Below are 24,219 nucleotides of genomic sequence, written 5' to 3'. Positions count from 1 at the left end.
GACAGTCAGGACCCCCGAATGAAGCTGCAGTTCGCCATGGACACCCTCTCCACCGAGGCCGCCCTCGACCTCGCCGCCGCCGCGGCCCCGCACGTCGACATCCTCGAGCTCGGCACCCCGCTCATCAAGAGCGAGGGCCTGTCGGCCATCACCGCGATCAAGAAGGCGCACCCCGACAAGATCGTCTTCGCCGATCTGAAGACGATGGATGCCGGCGAGCTCGAGGCCGACATCGCCTTCGGCGCCGGCGCCGACCTCGTGACGGTGCTCGGCAGCGCCGGAGACAGCACGATCGTCGGCGCCGTCACCGCCGCCAAGAAGCACGGCAAGGGCGTCGTCGTCGACCTCATCGGGGTCGCCGACAAGCCGGCCCGCGCGAAGGAGGTCATCGCCCTCGGCGTCGAGTTCGTCGAGATGCACGCCGGGCTCGACGAGCAGGCCGAGGAGGGCTTCACCTTCGCCACGCTGTTGCGCGACGGAGAAGCCTCAGGCGTGCCGTTCTCGGTCGCCGGGGGCGTCAACGCGTCGAGCATCGCCGACGTGCAGAAGGCGGGCGCCCAGGTCGCCGTCGCCGGCAGCGCCATCTACAGCGCCCCCGATGTGGGCGCCGCCGCCGCGGAGCTGCGCGCCGCGATCGTCTGAGCGCCGACGACATCTTCGACTCGACGACGGGCTGGGCGATGGTTCGCCCGGCCCGTCGTCGTGTCGACGGCCGGTCCTCGTTTCGTCCGTGCGATTCCGAGCGACCGGTCTAGCGTGGAGCGGTGACGACTTATCCGACTCTCCGGGCTCTCGCCGATCGCGCCTCGTTCTTCACCGCCCTCCGCCAGGACGCACTGGGCCAGGCGGCTGAGGAGCTCGGCGACCACCGATGGGACGTCGACCTCGCGACGGGGACGTTCGCGTTCTCGTCGACCACCGACCCGACCCGCCGATTCGTCTGCGGCGCGCACCTCATCGCGTCGATCGCCCCCGGTCCCCGCTCCGTCCTGTGGGGGTGGGCGCACCCCGCGGGAGGCGGCGATCAGGGAGTGGCCGCGCAGCTGCGCGCCTACGGCGAGACCCACGGGATCGCCGAGCTCACCTCACCCGAGGTTCCGTTCCCCGCGGATGCCCCGGGCGACGCCGACTGGATCGCGCAGGTGTCGCACGAGATCGCCGGAGCGGCCGTCGACATCACCGGCCGCTCGGCGTACTACTCCGCACCCTCGGGTGAATCCGGCACGCGCGCGGTGCTGCTTCTCGATGCCCCGTTGCCCGCGCTGACCGTCGCCGAAGCGATGATCCGGATGCCACGCATCCTGTCGACCACGACGCCCGCCGATCCGCGCGGAGCCGTGTGGAACCTCGCGCGCTTGGCCGGGTGGACCATGACGTGGACCGACGAGGCGTTCTCGGGCGCCGTCCTATCCGACTCGTCCGGCTCGGTCACCTTCGACTTCGACGAGCAGGCGCGGATCACGTCGATGAAGGCCTCCCTCGGCGGCACCGCCTGAGAACGCGAAAGGGCCGCGCCGATGCGGCGCGGCCCTTTCGAACGGGAGTCAGTCCTCGTCGGCGTCTTCGTCGTCGTCTTCGTCGTCGTCGCCGATGATCTCGATGTCCTCGACCTCGAGCTCGGGCGTGAGCTGCACGTGCACGAGAGCGTCGGGGAACGAGGTCTGACCGGCGAAGACCACGATGATCGCGTCGGCGAACACGCCCACGCCGATCGCTTCGAGGTCGGTGCGCAGGTCGACGTCGGCATCGAGCTCGTCGTCATCGAGCGCGTCCTCGATGTCGCTCGAGATCTCTTCGACGATGGCGCGCCAGCGCTCCTCGCCGACCGAGAGCACGTCCTTGAGGTTGCTCGTGATCGCGTCGAGGTCGGGGGCTTCTTCTTCGTCGATCTCGGGGTCGAGGTCGACCTCCACCTCGACGCCGGCGGCATCCAGGTGTCCGGAACCGATGACGCTGTCTTCGTCGATCTGGGCGTCTTCGAGCAGGCCGCTCTCGGTGACGCGGCGGAGGAGGTCGTTCAGCACGGACTCAGTCATGAGAAAACCTTGCCACGTCGCACGCGCTCGCGCCTCCCCATTGCGTGCGACGCTCCGTCTGTTCAACCGGCGGCATGGCGTGGTTCACCGTCAGGGGGTGGTGGCGCGCTCCGCCGCCTCGACGACGTTGGTCATCAGCAGGGCCACGGTCATGGGTCCGACACCGCCGGGGTTCGGCGAGACGAAGCCGGCCACGTCGGCGACGTCGGGGTGCACGTCGCCGTACACGCGCGACTTACCGGTCTCGGGGTCGGTCTCGCGCGTGACACCCACGTCGAGGACGGCCGCGCCGGGCTTGACATCCTCCGCGCGCACGATGTGCTTCACGCCCGCGGCGGCGACGATCACGTCGGCCTCCCGCAGGTGCTTCGCCAGGTCGGCGGTGCCGGTGTGGGTGAGGGTCACGGTGGCGTTGATCTCGCGGCGGGTCAGCAGCAGCCCGATCGAGCGGCCGATCGTGACGCCGCGGCCGACGACGACGACCTCTTTGCCCTTCAGGTCGTAGTCGTTGCGAAGCAGCAGCTCGATGACCCCGCGCGGCGTGCACGGCAGGGGCGTGTGGATCGGGGCGTTGACGTTGAGCACCAGACGACCGAGGTTCGTGGGGTGCAGGCCGTCGGCATCCTTCGCCGGATCGATGCGCTCCAGGACGCGATCGGTGTCGATGTGCTTCGGCAGCGGCAGCTGCACGATGTAGCCGTGGCAGGCGGGATCGGCGTTGAGCCGGTCGATGACGGCCTCGACCTCTTCCTGTGTGGTCTCGGCGGGCAGCTCGACCTGGATCGAGTTCATGCCGATCGCCTCGGACTGCTTGTGCTTCATACCGACGTACAGCTGCGAAGCGGGGTCGGCGCCCACGAGCACGGTGGCGATGCCCGGCACGATGCCGCGTTCGCGCAGAGCCGCGACGCGCTCGGTGAGCTCCGCCTTGATCGCCGCCGACGCGGCCTTACCGTCGAGAATCGTCGCCGTCATGGCATCCCTCGTTCTGTGTCTGTCGTTCGTGGTGTCGCGAAGTCGCCGCCCCGCAACCCCTCGGCGATAAACGCCGATCCTGTCGAGACGCGCCGCCTCGCACCGTGTTTCGGAAGAAAGAGCGTTTGTCGCGGCTGGGCGCCGCGCGAATGCGACGCGCGGGCTGCGCGGCGGGAAGCGGGGGCCGGATGCCGGCACCCGGCGTCGCGCGAAGAGCGGCCGCCCACCGGGACGGGGCCGCCGCAGCAGCCCCGCCCCGGCCGGGGGTCACTGCTGCAGGTCGGGGTACAGCGGGAAGGCGTCGGCGAGGGTCGCGACGCGCGCGCGCAGGGCCTCGACGTCGGCGCCGGGGATCAGCGCGAGCGCGATGATGTCGGCCACCTCGGTGAACTCCGCGTCGCCGAAGCCGCGGGTCGCGAGCGCCGGCGTGCCGATGCGCAGACCCGAGGTCACCATCGGCGGACGCGGGTCGTTCGGCACCGCGTTGCGGTTGACCGTGATGTGGATGTCGTGCAGCAGGTCTTCGGCCTGCTTGCCGTCGATCGCGGCCTCGCGCAGGTCGACGAGCACGAGGTGCACGTCGGTGCCGCCCGAGCGCACGGCGATGCCGGCGTTCTTCACGTCGTCCTGCGTGAGGCGGTCGGCGAGGATCGACGCTCCGCGCAGGGTGCGCTCCTGGCGTTCTGTGAACTCGGGCGTCATCGCGAGCTTGAACGCCGTCGCCTTCGCGGCGATGACGTGCATGAGCGGGCCGCCCTGCTGGCCGGGGAAGACCGCGGTGTTGATCTTCTTGGCCAGGTCGGCGTCGTTGGTGAGGATGAGGCCCGAGCGCGGGCCGCCGATCGTCTTGTGCACGGTGGTCGAGACGACGTGCGCGTGCGGGATCGGCGAGGGGTGCACGCCCGCGGCGACGAGACCGGCGAAGTGCGCCATGTCGACCCACAGCAGGGCGCCCACCTCGTCGGCGATCGCGCGGAAGGCGGCGAAGTCGAGCTGGCGGGGGTAGGCCGACCAGCCGGCGATGATGACCTTCGGCTTGTGCTCGAGGGCGAGGCGGCGCACCTCGTCCATGTCGATGATGCTGGTCTCGGGGTCGACGCCGTAGGCGACGATGTCGTACAGACGGCCAGAGAAGTTGATCTTCATGCCGTGGGTCAGGTGACCGCCCTGGTCGAGGGCGAGGCCCAGCAGCGTGTCACCGGGGCGGGCGATCGCGTGCAGCACCGCGGCGTTGGCCGAGGCGCCCGAGTGGGGCTGAACGTTGGCGAACTCGGCGCCGAACAGCTGCTTGGCGCGCTCGATGGCGAGCGACTCGGCGACGTCGACCTCTTCGCAGCCGCCGTAGTAGCGACGACCGGGGTAGCCCTCGGCGTACTTGTTGGTCAGCACCGAGCCCTGCGACTGCAGCACCGACACGGGGACGAAGTTCTCGGACGCGATCATCTCGAGGAAGCCGCGCTGGCGGTTGAGTTCGCGCTCGAGGACCTCGGCGATCTCGGGGTCGACCTCGGAGAGGGGGGCGTTGAAGTACGGATCGGTCATGCGATCTCCTTGACGATGGTTCCGGATGCCGCGGGCTCGGCGAGCCCGCGTAGATACCGCATCGACCCAGGCGTGCGGTCGAATACCGTCAAGCGGTCGCTCCCCGGTGGTTCCCCACCTCAACGCCAGTCGCGACGGTGCCACTTTAGCGGGTAAACCCCCCGCGGCCCCACGCGTCGTGGCATCCACCGTTCCTCCACAGGTTCCGCCCCACCGGGGTCCGGTCCCTTCGGCCGGGCCTCGATCGCGCCGCCGTCGGCTCGACGCCGAGGGATCGCGGATGCCGCGGCCCGAGGCCCGCGTAAAATGGCGGGGTGACCGACTCCCGCAACGTCCGCGCCCAGGCGCCTCTCGCTCCCGGCATGCGCCCCCGGCCGTCGGCGTGGGAGATCGGCAGCGTCGTCTGCGGCCTGTTCGCCTTCGTGACCCTCGCGGTCTGGGGCTTCCTGGCCTGGCCGTTCCCCTGGAACATCGTGGCCGGCATCGGCGCCCCGGCCCTGGCGATCCTGGTGTGGGCGCTCTTCGTCTCGCCGCGCGCCGTTCTCGCCGTGCACCCGTTCGTGCGCGCCCTCGTCGAACTGTTCGTCTACGCCGCCGCCACGGTGGCCTGGTGGAGCATGGGTCAGGCCTGGGTCGGCCTCATCTTCGCGATCGTCGCCGTCGTCCTAGGCGCTCTGAACGGCCGCCGGCGCCTGGCATGACGCCCGACGGGACGGCGGATTCCGCGCCGTCCGCGCGCTCCCGGGCGGCGGCTGACCGCACGCTCGAGCTTCTGCGGGCCGAGCTCGGCGAGCGCGTCGACACCTCGCCCGCGGCCCTCGACGCCGCGCGGGCCGACAAGTCGGGCCACGCCGCCGAGGGACTCCCCCTCGCGGTCGTGCACGCGGGATCCATCGCCGATGTCCAAGCGGTCATGCGCGTCGCCACGGCCACCCGCACCCCGGTGGTCCCGCGCGGAGCGGGCACCGGCCTCGCCGGAGGCGCGAACACCGGCGGCGGCGAGATCAGCCTGTCGCTGCGCGGCATGGACCGCATGCTCGAGGTGCGCCCCGACGATCTGCTGGCCGTCGTCGAACCCGGCATCCTGAACGCCGATCTCAACGCACAGCTCGAACCGCACGGGGTGTGGTGGGCGCCGGATCCCGCGAGCCGGGCCATCTCGACCGTCGGCGGCAACATCGCCACCGGCGCGGGCGGCCTGCTGTGCGCGAAGTACGGCGTGGTGCGCGACGCGGTGCTCGGTGTCGACCTGGTGCTCGCCGACGGGCGCCTCCTCCACCTCGGTCACCGCAGTGTCAAGGGCGTGACCGGCCTCGACCTGACCTCCCTGGTCATCGGGTCGGAGGGAACGCTCGGTGTCGTCGTCGGCGCGACGCTCAAGCTCCGTCGCCTCGTCGAGGGCGAGCGCGTGACCCTCACGGCCCTGTTCGAGGGCGTGCGGGCCGCGGCCGTGGCGTCGGCCGCGGTCACGGCATCCGGTATCCAGCCCGCGATCATGGAGCTGATGGATGCCACGAGCCTCGCGGCCGTGCACCGCCTGCTGTCGCTGCCGGCCCCCGTCGCCGGCGCCGCCCAGCTGACCGTGCAGACCGACGGACCCGTCGCCGTCGACGAGGCGCGCGCGGTCGCCGAGGTGCTGCGCGCCGCCGGAGGCACGGTGACCGTCGCCGCCGATGCAGCGGAGGGCGAGGCGCTGCTGGCCGTCCGCCGCGCGATGCATCCCGCGATGGAGACCCTCGGCACGACCCTCATCGAAGACGTGGCGGTGCCGCGCAGCGCCCTGCCCGACATGTTCGACGAGATTGCGCGGATCGAGCGCGAGTTCGGCCTCGTCATCCCCGCGGTCGCCCACGCGGGCGACGGCAACCTGCACCCCAACTTCGTGTTCGAGGGGCCCGAGGTGCCGCCGATCGTGTGGGAGGCGGCGGAGGAACTCTTCCGCGCGGCACTGGCGCTGGGCGGCACCCTCACCGGAGAGCACGGGATCGGCGTGCTCAAGCGGCGCTGGCTCGCCGATGAGCTCGGCGACGACCAGTGGACTCTGCAGCGCGACATCGCCCGGGTCTTCGACCCGCTCGGCATCTTGAATCCGGGCAAGGTCTTCACCCCCTGAGCGGTGCGTTGCGCGGCCGTTCCGGCCGCGTCGCGCCACCGACGTGATCAGACCGTGATATTGCTCACGGTGTACGCGCAACATCCGCTCGTAGCATAGGAAGACTGACTATCGGGGGGTTTGACTTATGACCGACGGCGCACCTGGCACCGACGGCGCGACCTACGCCTGGGCACCGCCCGAGCCGACGAAGCGCAAGAACCGTTCCGGCCTCTGGATCGGCATCCCCGCCGGCGCGACGGCCGTGGCTCTCATCGCCGCCTCCCTCGTGCTGATCGCACCGGGTGCATCGGTCGCGGGCGTGCAGATCGGCGGCCTGACCGCCGGCGCCGCCGCCCAGGCGATCTCGAACCGCCTGGCCGAGACCGCGATCACCGTCGACTCCCCCGCCGGCGCTGTCACCGTCACGGGAGCCGACCTCGGCGCGACCGTCGACGCCGCCGCCCTCGCCGATAAGGCCTTCGCCGACAACCCCATGTGGAAGCCCGCTTCGTGGTTCCCCGAGGGCACCGGCGTGCAGGTGCAGGTGAACGCCGACGAGGCCGCCACCGCGCTGAAGAACCGCGCCCCCGGCACCTACCGCGCGCCCGTCGACGCTTCCATCGCGTACGACGCGGGCTCGCAGGCGTACGTCGCCACCCCCGCCGAAGCCGGCGAGGGCATCGACGTCGCCGCCGTGACAGCGGCCCTCCAGTCCGCGTTCGACGCGGGCCAGAGCACCGCGACCGTCACCGCGAGCCTCGTGCCCGTCGACGCCCCCGTCTCGACCGACGAGGCCGGCGCCGCTGTCGCCACGCTCAACGGCATCCTGGATTCGGTCGGCTTCTACGTCGGCGAGGAGCGCACCGTCCCCGTCGACCGAGCGACCGCCGCTTCGTGGCTCACGGTCACCCCCGACGGCAAGGGCGACTTCGCCATCTCGGCCGATCAGGCCGCGATCCAGTCCGCCGTCGCGGGCCTCCCGGGTGCGGTCGACCGCGCCGCCGTCAACGCCGACGTGATCGTCGACACCGGCGGAGAGGTCATCAAGGCGCTCACCGAGGGGCAGACGGGCCGCGCGCTCGGCGACACCAGTGGGGTGGCCGCAGCCTTCGCGAAGCAGCTCGCCGAGGGCAACGGTCGCTACGCCCTGCCCGTGACCGAGACGCCGTTCGACACCACCAAGACCGAGCGCCGCATCGACGTCAACCTCAGCACGCAGACCACCACGCTGTGGCAGAACGGCCAGGTGTACCGCACGTACACGATCTCGTCGGGCGCGGGCGATCACGCCACCCACACCGGTGACTTCCGCATCGGCTGGAAGACCGCGATGCAGGACATGGGCTGCGTCCCCGGCTACGACTACTGCACCAAGGACGTCCCCTGGGTCGCGTACTTCAACGGCGACGAGGGCTTCCACGGCACGTACTGGCACAACAACTTCGGCACGCCGATGAGCCACGGCTGCATCAACATGACCATCCCGCAGGCCAAGGAGCTGTACGACTGGGCCTACCGCGGTACCGAGGTCTCGGTCCACTACTGAGCCCGGATCCCTGAAGAGGGGCGGATGCTTCGGCATCCGCCCCTCTGCTTTTCTCCCTGCGCGCCTCGCGTCTCGCGTCGCCCCGCCGCGACCGAACGCAGGACTTCCGCACTGAAGCCGGCCCAGACACTCCGCTTCCTGGGCCCCGGCGCGCACAACTCCTGCAATCCGGCCCGTCCGGGCCCTCCGAAGGGCCCGAGAGCCGCTGATTGCAGGAGTTGTGCCGACAGCTCGGCGCACCTAGGGCCGACCGCCCAGCCCGGGAAGACCGGCTGAGCGGCCCGTGCCGAACCGTCGCTCGATCAACGGCCGTGGTCCCTGCATCCGGACACCACACAGGACTTCCGCCCTGAAGCCGGCCCAGACACCCCGCTTCCGGGGCCCCGGCGCGCACAACTCCTGCAATCAGGCCCGTCCGGGCCCTCCGAAGGGCCCGAGAACCGCGGGTTGCAGGAGATGTGCCGCGCCGACGATCCGAGCCGCGGCCCGGACATGCAGAAGGGGCGGATGCCGTGTGGCATCCGCCCCTTCCGGGTTTTAGGATCAGCGCAGGGCGTCGACCACGGCGTTCAGCGTGGCCGAGGGGCGCATGATCTTCTCGACGAGCTCCGTGTTCGGGCGGTAGTACCCGCCGATCTCGGCGTGGTGGCCCTGGACGGCGTTGAGCTCGCCGACGATCGTCTGCTCCTCCGCGGCCAGCTTCTCGGCGACCGGGGCGAAGACCTGGGCGAGGTCGGCATCGGTCGACTGCTTCGCCAGCTCCTGCGCCCAGTACAGGGCGAGGTAGAAGTGGCTGCCGCGGTTGTCGATGGTGCCGAGGGCGCGGCCGGGCGATTTGTCGTTCTCGAGGAACGTGCCGGTCGCGGCGTCGAGGGTCTGCGCGAGCACGCGGGCACGGTCGTTGCCCGTGGTGTCGGCGAGGTGCTCGAGCGAGGCCGCGAGGGCGAAGAACTCACCCAGCGAGTCCCAGCGGAGGTAGTCCTCTTCGACGAGCTGCTGCACGTGCTTGGGGGCCGAGCCGCCGGCACCGGTCTCGAACAGGCCACCGCCCGCGAGCAGCGGGACGATCGAGAGCATCTTGGCGCTCGTGCCCACCTCGAGGATCGGGAACAGGTCGGTGAGGTAGTCGCGCAGCACGTTGCCGGTGACCGAGATCGTGTCCTCACCGCGGCGGATGCGCTCGAGCGAGTACGTCGTCGCCTCGGCGGGGGCGAGGATCTCGATGGTGAGGCCCTCGGTGTCGTGGTCGGCGAGGTACTCGTGCACCTTGGCGATGAGGTTGCGGTCGTGCGCGCGGGTCTCGTCGAGCCAGAACACGGCCGGGACACCGGTCGCGCGGGCGCGGGTGACGGCGAGCTTCACCCAGTCGCGCACCGCGACGTCCTTGGTCTGGGTCGCGCGCCAGATGTCGCCCGTGCTGACCTCGTGCTCGAGCAGCACGTCGCCGTTCGAGGCGACGACCTGAACGCGGCCGGGAGCGGCGATCTCGAACGTCTTGTCGTGGCTGCCGTACTCCTCGGCCGCCTGGGCCATGAGACCGACGTTCGGCACCGAGCCGATGGTCGCCGGGTCGAGGGGGCCGTTCGCGATGACGTCCTCGATGGTCGCCTGGTAGACGCCGGCGTACGAGGAGTCGGGGATCACGGCGAGCGTGTCGTCCTCTCCCCCGTCGGCGCCCCACAGCTTTCCGCCGTTGCGGATGAGCGCGGGCATCGACGCGTCGACGATCACGTCGCTCGGCACGTGCAGGTTGGTGATCCCCTTGTCGCTGTTGACGTATGACAGGCGGGGGCCGGATGCCAGAGCGTCGCGGATCTCGGAGGCGATGGCGTCGCCGCCCTCGACGTTCGACAGACCCGCGAGGATCGAGCCGAGGCCGTCGTTGGGGGTCAGGCCGGCCGCGGCGAGAGCGTCGCCGTGACGGTCGAACACGTCGGCGAAGAACGCCTTGACGACGTGGCCGAAGATGATCGGGTCGCTGACCTTCATCATCGTGGCCTTCAGGTGCACCGAGTAGAGCACGTCGTCGGCCTTCGCCTGCGCGAGGGTGTCGGCGAGGAAGGCGTCGAGGGCCGCGGCCGAGAGGAACGTGGCATCCACGATCTCGCCCTGGAGGACCTTGAGGCCCTCCTTCAGCGTGGTGGTGGAGCCGTCGGCGGCCACGTGCTGGATGGTGAGCACGTCGTCGTCGCCGAGCACGACCGACTTCTCGTTCGAGCGGAAGTCGTCGTGACCGAGGGTCGCGACGCGGGTCTTCGAACCCTCGGCGAACGCCTTGTTGCGGTGGGGGTGCTTCTTCGCGTAGTTCTTCACCGCGAGCGGGGCGCGGCGGTCGCTGTTGCCCTCGCGCAGCACGGGGTTCACAGCGGAGCCCTTGATGCGGTCGTAACGCGCGCGCACGTCCTTGTCTTCGACGCTCGACGCCTCATCGGGGTAGTCGGGGATGTCGTAGCCCTGCGACTGGAGCTCCGCGATCGCGGCCTTCAGCTGCGGGATGGATGCCGAGATGTTCGGCAGCTTGATGATGTTCGCCTCGGGCAGCGTGGCGAGACCGCCGAGCTCGGCCAGCGCGTCGCCGACCTGCTGCTCGGGCGTGAGGCGCTGCGGGAAGGCCGCGAGGATGCGGCCGGCGAGCGAGATGTCGCGGGTTTCGACGTCGACACCCGCCTGCTTCGTGACGGCCTGCACGATGGGCAGGAACGACGCGGTGGCGAGAGCCGGCGCCTCGTCGGTGTACGTGTAAATGATGGTGGAATCGGGCACGTCAGATCTCTCCGTAGAGGCGGCCAGGGTTGCGATTCAGCCTATCGCACGTGGGCAAAGTCTCTTGATGTCGAGATAGTTCTCGGCATCCCTCCGCCGTCCCGTGCGGACTTCTCAGCCCCGGATGCCGTGCTCTCGCGCGGTCTTCGGGTGCCCCAGGCTCTCGCGGGGAACGTCGACCGCCCGCGCCCACCCCGGTCCCTCGACCACGATGCCGCGAGCGACGAGATCGTCGATGGCGGCATCCACGTCTCGAGCGATCTCGGGCGCGACCTCTCCCCCGACCACCATCGACACGATGACGCGGCTGAGATCGTTCACCGTGCGCGTCGTGAGGACGACGACCGCCTGCATCGAGAGGGGTCCGACGCGGGTGGTGAGCAGGGACAGACCGGTCCCATTGAAGAGCGTGTCAGCGATGAAGCTGCCACGTTCGTAGACGCTGAGCGTCTCTCCCGTCGCACCCGGGTTCGCGTGGGCCGCTCGCTCCGGCGCGGCACGCAGATGTGCGCGCTGCAGAGCCTGCTCGAACGCGAGCAGAACGGCATCCTGAACGCCCTGCGGAACGTTCACCGTGCAGGACAGGGCGATCCGGTGACGCCCCGCGCTCGTCTCGGGCGCTCGCAGGGGCCGGTCAGCATCGTGCACCCGCCCAGCGTATGCACAGGTGACGAGAACCGCATGCGACGGCATGCGATCTTGGGGGCGGGGTGGGGGTGCCGCTAGCCTGGGCCCATGGCTGACCTGCGTCTCGTCGAACTGTCCGCCGCCACGATCGTGGCCGTGAACACCCTGTCGCTCAAGCCCGGGCAGGAGCAGTTCCTCGCGCCGGTCAGTTACGGCATCGCGGCGACCGTCAGCAACCCGCAGACGTCGTGGCAGCGCGTCGTGCTCGACGGCGACGAGGTCGTCGGCTTCGTCAGCGCGAACTTCGACCCGGACGCGCACGAGGAGCACTTCCGATCGGTGCTGTGGCGCATCAACGTCGACGCCGACGAGCAGGGCCGCGGTGTCGGCAGCTACGCGATCGCCGCTGTCCTCGAAGAGGCCCGTGGCCGCGGCATGGACCACGTCGACGTCATCTACGAGCCCGGCGTCGGCGGACCCGAGGCGTTCTTCCAGCGCGTGGGCTTCGAGCCCGTCGGCGAGACCGAGTATGGCGAGATCATCGCCCGCGCCAGCGTCTGACCCGTTTTCGGGCGCACCCGCTATCACCCGCTGACTGTTCTCGGGTAGCCCCGCGGTGCCCCGGTGGGGGGGGCGCCGCTGCGCGAACGCGTCGCGCGCGGTCGCAGAGTGCTCTCGGCGATGTTCGGCAGAAACACGGATGCCACGCCCCCGAGGGAACGTGGCATCCGGTGTGCGCTGCCGTCAGACGAGGGACTCGCGCCAGGCGGCGTGCAGCTGGGCGAACTTGCCCGTCCCCGCGATCAGGGCGGCGGGAGTGTCGTCCTCGATGATGCGGCCGTGCTCCATCACCAGGACGCGGTCGGCGATCGCCACCGTGGACAGGCGGTGGGCGATGATGATGGCCGTGCGGTCGGCGAGGAGCGTCTGCAGCGCGTTCTGGATCTGGCGTTCGCTCGGGATGTCGAGAGAGGCGGTGGCCTCGTCGAGGATCAGAACGGCCGGGTCGGCCAGGAACGCGCGAGCGAACGAGATCAGCTGACGCTGCCCCGCCGAGACGCGGCCACCGCGCTTGTTCACGTCGGTGTCGTAGCCGTCGGGCAGCTTCGAGATGAACGCGTCGGCACCCACGGCGCGAGCGGCGGCGCGGATCTCGTCCATGGTCGCGTCGGGCTTTCCGAGGGCGATGTTGTCGGCCACCGTTCCGCTGAACAGGTACGCCTCCTGCGTGACCATGACGATCGCGCGTCGCAGATCCTTGGGGTGCAGGCGGCGGAGGTCGACCCCGTCCAGGGTCACCGCCCCCTTCGAGGGGTCGTAGAACCGCGAGACCAGTTTCGCCAGCGTCGACTTTCCGGCACCCGTCGTCCCGACGAGGGCGACGGTCTGCCCCGCCGGGAGGTCGAGCGAGAAGTGCGGCAGGATGACGCGGTCGTCGGAGTACCCGAAGGTCACCTCGTCGAACCGCACGTGCCCCTTCGCGGTCCACAGGTCGACGGGGTCGGTCGGGTCGGGAACCGTCGGCTCCTCTTCCAGAACCCCCGAGACCTTCTCGAGCGCCGCCGTCGCCGATTGGTAGGAATTGAGGAAGAACGCGACTTCCTGCAGCGGCGAGAAGAAGTTGCGCACGTACAGCACCGCCGCGGTGAGCACACCGATCTCGAGGGGCCCGGCGATCACACGACCGCCACCCCAGAGCAGGACGACGGCGACCGAGACCGCGGCGACTGCCATGATCCCGGGTTCGAACGTGCCGAACAGCTTGATCGAGCGCATGTTGACGTCGCGGTAGTCGGCCGCGAGCTTGCCGAACTCCTGATCGTTGCGGGGCTCCTTGCGGAACGCCTTCACCGCGCGGATGCCGGTCATCGACTCGACGAACTTCACGATGACCTGAGCACTGATCACGCGCGACTCGCGGTAGATCACCTGCGAACGCGAGTAGAACCAGCGCATCAACAGGTACATGGGGATTCCCATGACCGTCAGGATCAGCCCCGACTGCCAGTCGATCAGGAAGAGCGCCCCGAGGGTGAACAGGCCGTAGAGCACGCCGGACACGAGCTCGTTGAGGCCACCGTCCAGCAGCTCGCGGATCGTGTCGAGGTCGCTCGTCTGACGCGAGATGATGCGGCCCGAGGTGTACGACTCGTGGAACTCGAGGCTGAGCTTCTGCGTGTGCAGGAAGATCCGCTTGCGCAGATCGAGCATGACCGCCTGCGTGAGACGAGCGGCCAGCACGACGTACCACCCGATGAGGACGGCACCGCCGATCCCCGCGAGCAGGTACACGCCCACGACGCCGATGGTCGGCATCCAGTCGGATCGTTCGATGACGGCCGGCAGGGCGTTGTCGATACCGAAGGCGATCAGCGCGGGACCGGCGACGCGCAGAGCGGTCGACACGACGAGGACGGCACCGGCGAGGACGAGCTGCCAGCGCAGGGGCGACACGAGCGTGCCGAGGAGGCGCAGCGAACGCTGGCGGATCGACCGGCTCTCGTCGCGCGTGTAGTCGGAGCGGTCTTCGCCGCTGGTTCCGGAGACGGTGGCGGTGCTCATCGGGTCGCCTCCTTGTCGGCGAGGGCATCATCGGTCATGACGGGAATGGCCCCGGTGCGGGCTTCGCGTTCGGCCTGCTCGGCCTCTTCGAGGCTCGAGATCACGTAGCGGTAGTGGTCGCTCTCGCGCAGCAGATCGGAGTGCGTGCCGACCGCGGTGATGCGACCCTCTTCGAGAAGGGCGACCCGATCGGCGAGGGTGACCGTCGACGGGCGGTGCGCGACGACCAGGGCGGTCGTCTCGCTGAGGACCTCGCGCAGGGCGTCCTCGACGAGCGCCTCGGTGTCGACGTCGAGTGCCGACAGCGGATCGTCGAGCACGAGCACGGCCGGGCGCGCGGCGACGGCGCGCGCAAGGGCGAGACGCTGACGCTGTCCGCCCGAGAGGCTGAGCCCCTCCTCGCCGATGACGGTGTCGAGTCCGTCCGGCAGGTCGTAGACGAACTGGGCCTGGGCGACCTGCAGGGCTTCGCGCAGGATGTCCTCGGCCTCGTCCGAACCAGGCGTCAGGTCTTCTCGACCCAGCAGCACGTTGTCGCGCACGGTCTGCGAGAACAGCGTCGCGTCTTCGAAGGCCATACCGACGTGACGCCGCAGCTCGGCGAGTGTGAGGTCGCGGACATCCACGCCGTCGATCAGCACGCGCCCGCCCGTGACGTCGTACAGGCGACCGGGCAGGGTCGTCAACGTCGTCTTTCCCGAACCCGTGAGGCCGACGAGGGCCATCGTCTCACCGGGGTGCAGGACCAGGTCGACGCCGTCGAGCAGGTCGCGCTCGGTGTCGGCGGCATCCTGGTACCGGAAGTGGGCGTTCTCGAACGTGAGTTCGCCGCGGGGTTCGGTGAGCGTAAGGGGGTTCTCGGGGTCGACGATGGTGTTCTGCTCGTCGAACACCTCGAAGATGCGATCGGTCGCGGTGCGCGCGTCGAGGAGGAACGAGAACAGGAAGCCGATCGACTCCATCGGCCACCGCAGCACCGTGGCCATCGCGAAGAACGCGACCAGCTCGGGCACCTGCAGCTGGCCCAGCTGCGTCAGCACGATGCCCGCGCCGAGGCACACCGCGAAGGCGATGTCGGGCAGAAGAACCAGCCAGAACCAGATCCATCCGATGGCGCGGGCTTTGTCGATCTCGGTCTCGCGCAGCGACTCGGCCTGGCGGGTGAACTTCCTGAGCGCGTGCGCGCCCCGCCCGAACGCCTTGAGGACGCGGATGCCGTGGACGCTCTCTTCCACGGACGTGGCGAGGTCTCCGGCCTGGTCCTGGCTCTGGCGGGTCAGCGCGCCGTAGCGCTTCTCGAAGCGGAAGCCGACGTAGATCACGGGCGCCGAGGTGACGAGGAACAGCGCGCCGAGGAGCCAGTGCCAGCGGAAGAGCAGGACGGCGCCGATGGCGATCGTCAACATGTTGACCACGAGGAGGATGACGCCGAAGGCCAGCCAGCGGCGGAGCATACTGATGTCCTGCATCATGCGCGAGAGCAGCTGACCGGACTGCCACCGGTCGTGGAACGCGACCGGCAGACGCTGCAGGCGCGAGTAGAACGACTGACGGAGGTCGTACTCGACCTTGGTCGCCGGCGCGAGCACGAACCAGCGGCGCAGCCACACCATCGCGGCCTCGGCGAGACCGAGACCGAGCACGGCGAGCGAGCCCCACACCAGGGCTGCAGGATCGAGCGAGGCGATGGGACCGGCGACGATCTGCTCGAGCACCAGCGGGATCGCCAGCGCCAGGAGGCTCGCGATGAGGGCGGTCACGGCACCGGCGATGAGACGCGGGAGCACGGGCCGTGCGATGGGGAGAAGCCGCGCGAGCGCGCGTGGTGTCGAAAGACGGGGCGGAGGCGTAGAGGGAGTCATGATCCTCGTGGGGTCGAAGCGGGCGCCGGGATCGGGCGCGGAAAGAGGTGCCAGGGGCGCGACGAAGGTCGTCGATCGGGGCGGAGCGGGGCGCCGGAGCGCGGACGCGGAGCCCTAGGGGCGTCGGCCGGGTCGTGCAGCACGGGAGGGTGCGGCGGCAACAGGGGCGACGGGGGCGTCGGTCTGGTCCATGGCATCCTCCTTGTTCGGTGAAGCTTCCGCGGGGGGACGGCAGCCCTCCAGGATATCCCTGAGAAAACGCTGGAGGCAAGAGCGTCTTGTGACGACGGGCCGGTCAGACGGCGGATTCGCGTGCCAGCAGGCTCTCTTTCACGTGCGTGCCCCAGGCGAAGCCGCCCATCGACCCGTCGCCGCGCAGCACGCGATGACAGGGCACGAAGAGGGCGACCGCGTTCCGCGCGCAGATGGACGCCGCCGCCCGCACGGCGGACGGTGAGCCGAGCGCCGCGGCGAAGCCCGTGTAGGTGAGGGGCGTTCCCACCTCGATCGCTCGCAGCGCCTCCCACCCGGCGAGCTGGAGGGGAGTCCCCCACTGCGAGACGGCGACGGCGTCGATCGCGGCGAGGTCACCGCTGTAGTACCTGCGCACCGCCTCGGCCGCCGAGGTGTCGCCGGGGCGGATGTCGGCGGGTCGTCGCTCAGGGCGGAGGCGCGCGAGGACGGCGTCGGTGTCTTCGGTCCAGCCGGATACGAGCACCCGGTCGGCCTCATCGGCGAGGATCGCGAACGGCCCGTCGGGGGTCTCGACGAACTGGAGGGTGGCAGCGGTCATGCGAGATTCTCGCTCTCGGTCTCGGGTGCGGGTGAGGAAGGCAGGACGATGTCGGTGCGGAGGCGGGGGCTTCGCCGACGGGTGGGCGCCGCGGCGACCGCGGCCCCGGACTCCGCCGGCGCGCGCCAGGCCTGCGTCACGGGCGCGGCGTACCAGTAGTGCGCCATCGCGTAGCTGCGCCAGGGCGCCAGCCGCTGCGACCAGCTCGTGAAACCGGCCGGATCGGAGGGGAGGCCGAGGGCCGCCGCACCGGCGCGGGCGGCCACGTCTCCGGGGAGGAGGACGTCCGGGTCGCCGAGCACGCGCATCCGCACGTAGTCGGCGGTCCACGGGCCGATCCCCCGCATCGCCAGGAGCCGCTCCCGTTGCTCGGCACCGTCGTCGCCGGCGCCGAGCTCGAGGCTGCCGTCGGCCAGCGCCGCCGCCGTCTCGACGATCGCCCGCATGCGCGCGGCGGGGCCGCGTAAGACCTCGAGCCCGCGCTCGGCGATCACCGCCGGCGAGGGGAAGAGCGTGAACGGCCGAGGACCGACGGCGGTCTGCTCGCCGAGTTCGGCGGTCAAACGCCCCTGCATCGTGCGGGCCGAGGCCACGCTGATCTGCTGCCCGATCATGGCGCGAAGCAGCATCTCGTCGGCGTCGATCGCCCCGGGCACCCGGACGCCCGGGATCGCCGCGACGGCGGGAGCGAGTTCGGGATGCCGTGCGAGGGCCTCGTCGATCGCGAGCGGATCGGCGTCGAGGTCGAACAGCCTCCGAACGCGGGCGATGAGGGTACCCAGGTCGGCCAGGGCCGAGAGCCGGGCGCGCAGGCGAAGGCGCCCGTCGTCGGCGAGACGCACCTCGAACCACGCCGGCCCCGCCGGAAGACGCGCGACCCGCGCGAACGACCGGTCGTCGCCCTCTTCGACCCCGGGGATCGCGTGGGCCCTCATCCATCCGAACAGACCGATCGTGTCGATCGGCCCGCGGACGGGGAGGGCGAGGTCGATCTCGCCCGCCGAGGCTTCGAGCCCCGAGTCGCGCGAGCGCCGCGCACGGAGATTGCGTGGCGGCATGCCGAACACCTCCCCGATGGTGTCGGTGAACTGTCGGACGCTCGAGAATCCGGCCGAGAACGCGACATCGGCCGACGACAGGTCGGTGCCGACGAGCAACGCCCGAGCCGTGTGGGCCCGGTGCGCGCGGGCGAGGGCGAGTGGACCGGCCCCCAGCTCCGCGGTGAGCAGGCGCGTGAGGTGACGCGAGGAGTAGCCCAATCGGCGGGCGAGTCCCGGAACCCCTTCGCGATCGACGACACCGTCGGCGATGAGGCGCATGGCGCGCGCCACGACGTCGCCGCGGACGTCCCACAGGGGCGAACCGGGAGCCGCCTCGGGCAGACATCTCTTGCACGCGCGGTAACCGGCCTCGTGCGCGGCCGCCGAGGTGGCGTAGAACGTGACGTTCTCTTCCTTCGGCGTGCGCGCGGGGCAGCTCGGACGGCAGTAGATGCGCGTGGACCGGACCGCGGTGACGAACTGCCCGTCGAAGCGTCGATCGCGCGACTGGATGACGCGGTAGCGCTCGGCGAAGCCCGGGAGCTCGGGGACGGTGGTGGTCATGGCATCCACCCTGCCACCGACCTCCGACATCGGCTGGCGGAAATCGGACACGGCCGTGAGACGCCCGATCTTGGACTTCTCCCTCTTCCCGCCCGGGCGCAACCCCGATGCGATGTCGGAGGTCGTCGGTACCGTGAACACCATGAGCGAACGCGAATACGACCTCATCGTCATCGGCGCCGGCCCCGTCGGCGAGAACGTGGCCGACCGAGCCGTCCAGGCCGGCCTCACGGCAGCCATCGTCGAAACCGAGCTCGTCGGCGGCGAGTGCTCGTACTGGGCCTGCATGCCGTCGAAGGCTCTGCTGCGCAGTGCCGCCGCCCTGCGGGCCGCTCGCGACGTCGACGGCGCGAAGCAGGCGGTCACCGGCGACCTCGACATCGCCGCCGTACTGCGTCGACGCGACACCATGACCAGCAACCACGACGACTCCGGCCAGGTGCAGTGGTTGCAGGGCGCGGGCATCGATCTCGTGCGGGGCCACGGCACGCTCACGGGCGAGAAGACGGTCCGCGTCACCGCCGCCGACGGCACGACCACCGACCTCGTCGCGCGCCACGCGGTCGCCGTGTGCACCGGGTCGGCTGCGCTCCTTCCCGACATCCCGGGCCTGGCCGACATCTCGCCGTGGACCAGCCGCGAGGCCACCGCGGTCGAGCAGATCCCCGCCTCGCTCGCGATCATCGGCGGCGGGGTCGTCGGCGCCGAGATGGCCACCGCGTTCCAGAGCCTCGGCAGCGACGTCACGATCATTGCCCGCTCTGGACTGCTCGGCGGCAACGAGCCGTTCGCCGGAGAACTCGTCGCCGACTCCCTGCGCGAACGCGGCGTCACGGTCAAGACGGGCGCCGACACCACCTCGGCTCGTCGCGACGACGACGGTCGTGCCACCCTGGAGCTCTCCGACGGCACCACCGTCACCGCTGACGAGGTGCTCGTCGCGATCGGGCGCACGCCCCGCACGCAAGACCTGGGGGTGGATGCCGTGGGTCTGACGCCGGGCGCCTGGCTCGACGTCGACGACACCCTCCTCGTCCGCGGCTTCGACTGGCTGTACGCCGTCGGCGACGTCAACCACCGCGCGCTGCTCACCCACCAGGGCAAGTACCAGGCTCGCGCGGCCGGTGACGTCATCGCTGCCCGAGCGAAGGGCGACGAGATCGACGACGCGCCGTGGGGCGCGCACGTGGCGACCGCCGATCACGACGCGGTGCCCCAGGTGACCTTCACCGACCCCGAAGTGGCCTCGGTGGGGCTCACCGCGAAGAAGGCCGAAGAGAAGGGCCTGAACGTGAAGGTCCTCGATTACGACCTCGCGAGCGTCGCCGGCTCGAGCGAGCAGTCAGACGCCTACGTGGGCAAGGCCCGCGCGATCGTCGACCTCGATCGGGGCGTGCTGGTCGGTGCGACCTTCGTCGGCCCCGACATCGCCGAGCTGCTGCACTCCGCGACCATCGCGATCGTCGGCGAGGTGCCGGTGAAGCGGCTCTGGCACGCCGTCCCGTCGTACCCGACGGTCAGCGAGGTGTGGCTGCGCCTGCTCGAGACCCTGGGGCGCGACTCGGCCTGAGTCGGGGCGGGCGTGAGACGCCGATCGGTGCTCGACCGGGCAGGGGCATGGCCTGTCGCGTGTCGCTCGTCCCCCCGCCCCTCTCCCGAGGGAGTCGCACGGAATAAGGTCGCTTCATGTCACGCTCCGTCGCCCTGATCCGTGGAGTCGGTGGACCCACGGCGATGAAGATGCCCGCGCTGCGCGAAGTGCTGGCATCCGCCGGTCTGGAGGAGGTCGAGACGCTGCAGGTCGCGGGCAACCTCGTACTCGACCCGGGGCGGCGCAGTTCCGCCACCATCGCGAAGACGGTGCGCGCGGCGGTGCGGGACGGATTCGGCTTCGATCTGCCCGTCATCGTCCGCACACACGCCGAGCTCGCCGACGCGCACGCGCGCAATCCGTTCGCTTCCGATCCGGAGGGGCGGTGGGTGCAGACCGTCTTCCTCGACCAGCCCGCCTCCACGACCACTCTCGAGCTCCCTGCCGACGCGCCCGAGCAGGCCGTGGTCGACGGGCGCGAGGTGTTCGTGCGCTACCCCGACGGCATCGGGCGGTCCAAGGTACAGGCGAGCTACATCGAGAAGCGGCTCGGCGCCATCGGCACTGCGCGCAACGCCAACACCGTCGCGAAGCTCATCGCGATGAGCGCGTGAGCGCAGCGGCATCCGTCGCGTCGAGCGACGGGGGCGCCGTGGACCCGGTCGAGCGCTGACGGATCGTCACGGCGACCGCCGCACACACGATGACAGCCAGACCGCCCGCGACGGTCCCCAGCGTGAGCGGCTCTCCGAGCACAAGGGCGGCCCAGGCCAGCGACAGCACCGGCTGGGCGAGCTGCAGCTGGCTGACACGAGCCATGGGTCCGATCGCGAGTCCGCGATACCAGGCGACGAATCCGAGGAACATGCTCACGACAGCCAGGTAGGCGAACGACCCCCACGCGGCGGAATCAGCGTTGATCGGCGTGCGGATCGCCGCGAACAGAGTGAGGCCGATCATCACCGGGCTCGACAGCACGAGCGCCCATGAGATCGTCTGCCACGCGCCGAGCTCGCGCGAGAGAACCCCGCCCTCGGCGTAACCGACGGCGGCAGCCACGACCGCGCCGAGCAGAAGCAGGTCGGTAGCGTGCAGCCCGTCGCCACCCGAGCCGCCGACCGCGAAGGCCACGGCGACGACGGCCCCGATCACGGCCGCGATCCAGAACCCGCGGCCGGGCCGCTCGCGCGTGCGGAGCACCGCGGCCACGGCGGTGGCGGCGGGAAGCACGGCGATCACGACCGCGCCGTGACTCGCGGGCGCCGAGGTCAAGGCGAACGAGGTCAGCAGCGGAAAGCCCAGCACCACTCCCCCGCCGACGATGGCCAGACGCGCGGCCTGCTTGAGCGACGGCATCCGGGATCTCGTCACCGCGAGCGCGACCCCCGCGATCGCCGCGGCCACGACGGCGCGGCCCGCCCCGACGAAAAGCGGGTCGAGCTGAACGACGGCGACGCGGGTGAAGATCACGGTGAACGAGAAGGCGAGCACGCCGAGACCACCCCACACGAGGCCGCGGCGCGAGACGTGTTCGGATGCGGGCTGCATCCCTCCACCCTGCGAGATCGGGCGCACCGCCCGCGCGGTCCACTCACCCCCGCGTGGCCTGCGGCTCGCCCCTCGACCGGTTCGGGGCGAATCCCGTCGTTTGGGGCGGACATCTCACGCCCCAAACGACAAAACGCGCCCCAAAGCGGCCTCATCCACTCCGCGCGGTCCACCCCGCCCCGCGTGGCCTGCGGTCCGCGCTTCCCCCGGGTTTGGGGCGAATCCCGTCGTTCGGGGCGGACATCTCACGCCCCAAACGACAATGAGCGCCCCAAACCGCGCCCCGCGGGCCCTCGCAATGCCCCGCCCATGCCAAGGCCCACACCCCGAAACCCACACCGCCCCCGCGACCGAGGTCGCGAGGGCGGTGCGAAGCGCGACGGCTCAGTGGAAGAAGTGGCGCTCTCCCGTGAAGAACATCGTGACGCCGGCGGCGCGCGCGGCGTCGACGACCTCGGCATCCCGAACCGATCCGCCGGGCTGGATGATCGCCGAGATGCCGGCGTCGATCAGCACCTGCGGGCCGTCGGCGAAGGGGAAGAAGGCGTCGGATGCCGCGATGGAGCCGGCGGCGCGGTCACCGGCGCGCTCGACCGCGAGGCGGCAGGAGTCGACGCGGTTGACCTGGCCCATGCCGATGCCGACCGTGGCCGAGCCCTTCGCGAGCACGATCGCGTTCGACTTCACCGCGCGGCACGACTTCCACGCGAAGATGAGGCTCTCCATGTCTTCGTCGGCGGGACGCTCGCCCGAGACGAGCTCCCAGTTCTTCGCGACCGACTCGATGTCGTCGGGGAAGCGATCGGCGTCCTGCAGCAGCAGGCCGCCCGACACGAGGCGGACGTCCATGCGCTCCTGCTGCCAGTCGTTCGGCAGGCGCAGCACGCGGAGGTTCTTCTTGAGCTTGAACACCTCGAGCGCCTCGGGCTCGAAGTCGGGCGCGATGATCACCTCGGTGAAGATGTCGCGCAGGTTCTCGGCCATCTTGAGCGTCACGGTCCGGTTCGCGGCGATCACGCCGCCGAAGGCCGAGACGGGGTCGCACTCGTGCGCGCGCAGGTGCGCCGAGGCGATCGGGTCGAGGGCGTTGGGGGCGGCGACGGCGATACCGCAGGGGTTCGCGTGCTTGATGATCGCCACGGCCGGCTTGACCATGTCGAAGGCGGCGCGGAGGGCCGCGTCGGCGTCGACGTAGTTGTTGTACGACATCTCCTTGCCCTGCAGCTGCGTGGCCTGGGCGATGCCGTGACCGCCGACGCGCGTGTAGATCGCGGCGCGCTGGTGCGAGTTCTCGCCGTAGCGCAGGGTCGACAGACGCTCGGCCTGGATGGTGAGGTGCGCGGGCAGGTCGATGTCGTCGGCGAGGGTGCCTTCGGCGAACCAGGTCGAGACGGCGGTGTCGTAGGCGGCGGTGTGCGAGAAGGCGCGGGCGGCGAGTTCGCGGCGCTGCACGAGGTTCGTGCCGCCGTTGGCCTGCAGGGCGTCGATGATCGCGGGGTACGACTCGGGCGAGACGACGATCGCGACGTTCGCGTGGTTCTTGGCCGAGGCGCGCACCATGGCGGGGCCGCCGATGTCGATCTGCTCGACGACATCGTCGCCCTCGGCACCGGATGCCACGGTCTCGACGAACGGGTAGAGGTTCACGACGACGAGCTCGAAGGGGCGGATGTCGAGCTCTTCGAGCTGCGCCTCGTGCGAGGCCAGACGCAGGTCGGCGAGGAGGCCCGCGTGCACGCTCGGGTGCAGGGTCTTGACGCGTCCGTCGAGCGACTCGGGGAAGCCGGTCACCGACGAGACGTCCGTGACGGCGTATCCGGCGTCGCGGAGGAGGGTGGCCGAGCCGCCGGTCGAGACGATCTCGACGCCCGCGGCGGCGAGGGCCGCACCGAGTTCGAGCAGACCGGTCTTGTCGCTCACCGACACCAGTGCGCGGCGGATCGGGACGATGTCTCGGGGGCGGTAGTCGGCGGGGTCGTGGCGGGGTCCGGCCATGGCGTTCGGCTCCTGTGTCTCGAGTCGGGTTCGGATGCGCGACGGGCCGGCGCCCGTCGAGCGGGTCAGGCTGTTCGGGATGCCGCGGCGGCGAGGTCGAGCTCGCCTTCGGCGATCCGTCGGACGACGTCGATGAGCAGACGTCGTTCGACGGGCTTGATGCGGTCGTGCAGCGAGTCCTCGTCGTCGCCGGGGAGCACGGGGATGCGCTCCTGGGCGAGGATGGGCCCGGTGTCGACGCCGGAGTCGACGGCGATCACGCTCGCGCCGGTCTGGGTCACACCCGCGGCGAGGGCGTCTCGCACGCCGTGCGCTCCGGGGAACTCGGGCAGGTAGGCGGGGTGGGTGTTGATGATGCGCGGTTCCCACGCGGCGACGAGGTCGGCGGGGAGCAGACGCATCATTCCGCTGAGCACGACGAGGTCGGGGTTCCACACCGACAGCTGGGCCCCGAGCTCGGCGCCCCACTCTTCGCGTGACGCGAAGGCGCTGAAGGGAACGAGGAAGGTCGGGATGCCGAAATGCTCGGCGTGGGCGAAGCCGTCGGCCTCGCGATCGGCACCGACCGCGATCACGCGCGCCGGAAAGTCGGGGGCGGATGCCGCCTCGAGCAGGGCGCGGAGGTTCGAGCCGGTGCCGGAGATGAGGACGGCGACCGTGAGCACGCGCTCAGTCTACGC

The 24,219-nt window shown here is 70.7% G+C and carries 20 protein-coding genes and 1 riboswitch; of the genes, 8 read left to right on the top strand and 12 right to left on the bottom strand.

All coding sequences use genetic code 11. The annotated features are described in order from the left end of the window. The first annotated feature begins 18 nt into the window (after positions 1-18). Together hxlA and BLS25_RS00300 are read left to right on the top strand one after the other, a co-directional pair. Positions 19-642: a 3-hexulose-6-phosphate synthase gene (hxlA, locus tag BLS25_RS00305; protein WP_056226679.1), complete on the top strand. Its 624-nt coding sequence runs from the start codon at positions 19-21 to the stop codon at positions 640-642. Positions 643-764: 122 nt separating this feature from the next. Beyond that, positions 765-1,496, top strand: a complete 732-nt coding sequence (locus BLS25_RS00300) for a DUF6882 domain-containing protein (protein WP_074694053.1) — start codon at positions 765-767, stop codon at positions 1,494-1,496. A 48-nt stretch (positions 1,497-1,544) separates the two neighbouring features. Here BLS25_RS00300 and BLS25_RS00295 read toward each other — a convergent pair whose 3' ends face one another. From BLS25_RS00295 to glyA, 3 genes are all read right to left on the bottom strand, one after another. Beyond that, positions 1,545-2,036: a hypothetical protein gene (locus BLS25_RS00295; protein ID WP_074694052.1), complete on the bottom strand. Its 492-nt coding sequence runs from the start codon at positions 2,034-2,036 to the stop codon at positions 1,545-1,547. A 90-nt stretch (positions 2,037-2,126) separates the two neighbouring features. Continuing rightward, a complete protein-coding gene (locus BLS25_RS00290) occupies positions 2,127-3,011 on the bottom strand; it encodes a bifunctional methylenetetrahydrofolate dehydrogenase/methenyltetrahydrofolate cyclohydrolase (RefSeq protein ID WP_074694051.1) in 885 nt (294 codons plus the stop codon). A gap of 267 nt (positions 3,012-3,278) precedes the next feature. Further along, positions 3,279-4,553 (bottom strand): serine hydroxymethyltransferase, encoded by a 1,275-nt coding sequence (glyA, locus tag BLS25_RS00285; protein ID WP_074694050.1) that lies wholly within the window; start codon positions 4,551-4,553, stop codon positions 3,279-3,281. A gap of 57 nt (positions 4,554-4,610) precedes the next feature. Beyond that, positions 4,611-4,696: riboswitch (ZMP/ZTP riboswitch) on the bottom strand. A 171-nt stretch (positions 4,697-4,867) separates the two neighbouring features. Between glyA and BLS25_RS00280 the strand changes: the two genes are divergently transcribed. The 3 genes from BLS25_RS00280 to BLS25_RS00270 all read left to right on the top strand — a co-directional run bounded on the left by BLS25_RS00280 (position 4,868) and on the right by BLS25_RS00270 (position 8,194). Continuing rightward, positions 4,868-5,254 (top strand): YrdB family protein, encoded by a 387-nt coding sequence (locus BLS25_RS00280; protein ID WP_235556943.1) that lies wholly within the window; start codon positions 4,868-4,870, stop codon positions 5,252-5,254. After that, a complete protein-coding gene (locus BLS25_RS00275) occupies positions 5,251-6,666 on the top strand; it encodes an FAD-binding oxidoreductase (protein WP_081349628.1) in 1,416 nt (471 codons plus the stop codon). Before BLS25_RS00280 ends, BLS25_RS00275 begins: the two co-directional genes overlap by 4 nt. Before the next feature lie 127 nt (positions 6,667-6,793). After that, entirely contained in the window at positions 6,794-8,194 is a 1,401-nt protein-coding gene (locus tag BLS25_RS00270) for a L,D-transpeptidase family protein (RefSeq protein WP_074694049.1), read from the top strand. Between the two features lie 543 nt (positions 8,195-8,737). On the opposite strand, the gene BLS25_RS00265 is transcribed toward BLS25_RS00270, so the two are convergent. Both BLS25_RS00265 and BLS25_RS00260 read right to left on the bottom strand, forming a co-directional pair. Next, a complete protein-coding gene (locus tag BLS25_RS00265; RefSeq protein ID WP_074694048.1) occupies positions 8,738-10,957 on the bottom strand; it encodes an NADP-dependent isocitrate dehydrogenase in 2,220 nt (739 codons plus the stop codon). A 114-nt stretch (positions 10,958-11,071) separates the two neighbouring features. Beyond that, on the bottom strand, positions 11,072-11,605 hold the full coding sequence (locus tag BLS25_RS00260; RefSeq protein ID WP_143017779.1) for a hypothetical protein: 534 nt from the start codon (positions 11,603-11,605) through the stop codon (positions 11,072-11,074). 87 nt (positions 11,606-11,692) lie between these two features. Between BLS25_RS00260 and BLS25_RS00255 the strand changes: the two genes are divergently transcribed. Further along, positions 11,693-12,145: a GNAT family N-acetyltransferase gene (locus tag BLS25_RS00255; protein ID WP_074694046.1), complete on the top strand. Its 453-nt coding sequence runs from the start codon at positions 11,693-11,695 to the stop codon at positions 12,143-12,145. 183 nt (positions 12,146-12,328) lie between these two features. Here the strand turns inward: BLS25_RS00255 and BLS25_RS00250 are convergent, their stop codons facing one another. From BLS25_RS00250 to BLS25_RS00235, 4 genes are all read right to left on the bottom strand, one after another. After that, on the bottom strand, positions 12,329-14,146 hold the full coding sequence (locus BLS25_RS00250; RefSeq protein WP_074694045.1) for an ABC transporter ATP-binding protein: 1,818 nt from the start codon (positions 14,144-14,146) through the stop codon (positions 12,329-12,331). Further along, positions 14,143-16,008 (bottom strand): ABC transporter ATP-binding protein, encoded by a 1,866-nt coding sequence (locus BLS25_RS00245; protein ID WP_074694044.1) that lies wholly within the window; start codon positions 16,006-16,008, stop codon positions 14,143-14,145. The genes BLS25_RS00250 and BLS25_RS00245 overlap by 4 nt, the downstream gene beginning before the upstream one ends. Positions 16,009-16,303: 295 nt before the next feature. Then, a complete protein-coding gene (locus BLS25_RS00240) occupies positions 16,304-16,801 on the bottom strand; it encodes a methylated-DNA--[protein]-cysteine S-methyltransferase (RefSeq protein WP_074694043.1) in 498 nt (165 codons plus the stop codon). Continuing rightward, the gene (locus BLS25_RS00235) at positions 16,798-18,405 is read right to left on the bottom strand and encodes an AlkA N-terminal domain-containing protein (RefSeq protein ID WP_074694042.1); all 1,608 of its coding nucleotides are present in this window, start codon (positions 18,403-18,405) and stop codon (positions 16,798-16,800) included. Before BLS25_RS00235 ends, BLS25_RS00240 begins: the two co-directional genes overlap by 4 nt. Positions 18,406-18,547: 142 nt before the next feature. Here BLS25_RS00235 and BLS25_RS00230 point away from each other — a divergent pair, with 142 nt between their 5' ends. Together BLS25_RS00230 and BLS25_RS00225 are read left to right on the top strand one after the other, a co-directional pair. Continuing rightward, positions 18,548-19,975 (top strand): dihydrolipoyl dehydrogenase family protein, encoded by a 1,428-nt coding sequence (locus BLS25_RS00230; protein WP_074694379.1) that lies wholly within the window; start codon positions 18,548-18,550, stop codon positions 19,973-19,975. A 116-nt stretch (positions 19,976-20,091) separates the two neighbouring features. Next, the gene (locus tag BLS25_RS00225) at positions 20,092-20,610 is read left to right on the top strand and encodes a DUF1697 domain-containing protein (RefSeq protein ID WP_074694041.1); all 519 of its coding nucleotides are present in this window, start codon (positions 20,092-20,094) and stop codon (positions 20,608-20,610) included. On the opposite strand, the gene BLS25_RS00220 is transcribed toward BLS25_RS00225, so the two are convergent. The 3 genes from BLS25_RS00220 to purN form a co-directional block, all read right to left on the bottom strand. Next, positions 20,591-21,544, bottom strand: coding sequence for a DMT family transporter (locus tag BLS25_RS00220; protein WP_074694040.1), 954 nt, complete (start codon positions 21,542-21,544; stop codon positions 20,591-20,593). The two genes, BLS25_RS00225 and BLS25_RS00220, sit on opposite strands and share 20 nt — an antisense overlap. 384 nt (positions 21,545-21,928) lie before the next feature. Then, positions 21,929-23,539 (bottom strand): bifunctional phosphoribosylaminoimidazolecarboxamide formyltransferase/IMP cyclohydrolase, encoded by a 1,611-nt coding sequence (gene purH, locus BLS25_RS00215; RefSeq protein ID WP_056226652.1) that lies wholly within the window; start codon positions 23,537-23,539, stop codon positions 21,929-21,931. A 65-nt stretch (positions 23,540-23,604) separates the two neighbouring features. Then, positions 23,605-24,204, bottom strand: a complete 600-nt coding sequence (purN, locus tag BLS25_RS00210) for a phosphoribosylglycinamide formyltransferase (protein WP_074694039.1) — start codon at positions 24,202-24,204, stop codon at positions 23,605-23,607. Between the last annotated feature and the right edge of the window lie 15 nt (positions 24,205-24,219).

Source organism: Microbacterium testaceum StLB037, assembly GCF_900104345.1.
GTDB lineage: Bacteria > Actinomycetota > Actinomycetes > Actinomycetales > Microbacteriaceae > Microbacterium > Microbacterium testaceum_A.
The sequence above is the reverse complement of the archived record's forward strand: the minus strand, read 5'-3'. Positions and strand labels throughout refer to the sequence as shown.

Excerpts from the sequence above, each read along its gene's own strand:
- BLS25_RS00255 (WP_074694046.1), top strand. The coding sequence starts at position 11,693 with ATGGCTGACCTGCGTCTCGTCGAACTGTCCGCCGCCACGATCGTGGCC.
- purH (WP_056226652.1), bottom strand. The coding sequence starts at position 23,539 with ATGGCCGGACCCCGCCACGACCCCGCCGACTACCGCCCCCGAGACATC.
- BLS25_RS00230 (WP_074694379.1), top strand. The coding sequence starts at position 18,548 with ATGAGCGAACGCGAATACGACCTCATCGTCATCGGCGCCGGCCCCGTC.
- BLS25_RS00240 (WP_074694043.1), bottom strand. The coding sequence starts at position 16,801 with ATGACCGCTGCCACCCTCCAGTTCGTCGAGACCCCCGACGGGCCGTTC.
- BLS25_RS00235 (WP_074694042.1), bottom strand. The coding sequence starts at position 18,405 with ATGACCACCACCGTCCCCGAGCTCCCGGGCTTCGCCGAGCGCTACCGC.
- BLS25_RS00220 (WP_074694040.1), bottom strand. The coding sequence starts at position 21,544 with ATGCAGCCCGCATCCGAACACGTCTCGCGCCGCGGCCTCGTGTGGGGT.
- BLS25_RS00245 (WP_074694044.1), bottom strand. The coding sequence starts at position 16,008 with ATGACTCCCTCTACGCCTCCGCCCCGTCTTTCGACACCACGCGCGCTC.
- BLS25_RS00290 (WP_074694051.1), bottom strand. The coding sequence starts at position 3,011 with ATGACGGCGACGATTCTCGACGGTAAGGCCGCGTCGGCGGCGATCAAG.
- BLS25_RS00250 (WP_074694045.1), bottom strand. The coding sequence starts at position 14,146 with ATGAGCACCGCCACCGTCTCCGGAACCAGCGGCGAAGACCGCTCCGAC.
- BLS25_RS00275 (WP_081349628.1), top strand. The coding sequence starts at position 5,251 with ATGACGCCCGACGGGACGGCGGATTCCGCGCCGTCCGCGCGCTCCCGG.
- glyA (WP_074694050.1), bottom strand. The coding sequence starts at position 4,553 with ATGACCGATCCGTACTTCAACGCCCCCCTCTCCGAGGTCGACCCCGAG.
- hxlA (WP_056226679.1), top strand. The coding sequence starts at position 19 with ATGAAGCTGCAGTTCGCCATGGACACCCTCTCCACCGAGGCCGCCCTC.
- BLS25_RS00270 (WP_074694049.1), top strand. The coding sequence starts at position 6,794 with ATGACCGACGGCGCACCTGGCACCGACGGCGCGACCTACGCCTGGGCA.
- BLS25_RS00225 (WP_074694041.1), top strand. The coding sequence starts at position 20,092 with ATGTCACGCTCCGTCGCCCTGATCCGTGGAGTCGGTGGACCCACGGCG.
- BLS25_RS00295 (WP_074694052.1), bottom strand. The coding sequence starts at position 2,036 with ATGACTGAGTCCGTGCTGAACGACCTCCTCCGCCGCGTCACCGAGAGC.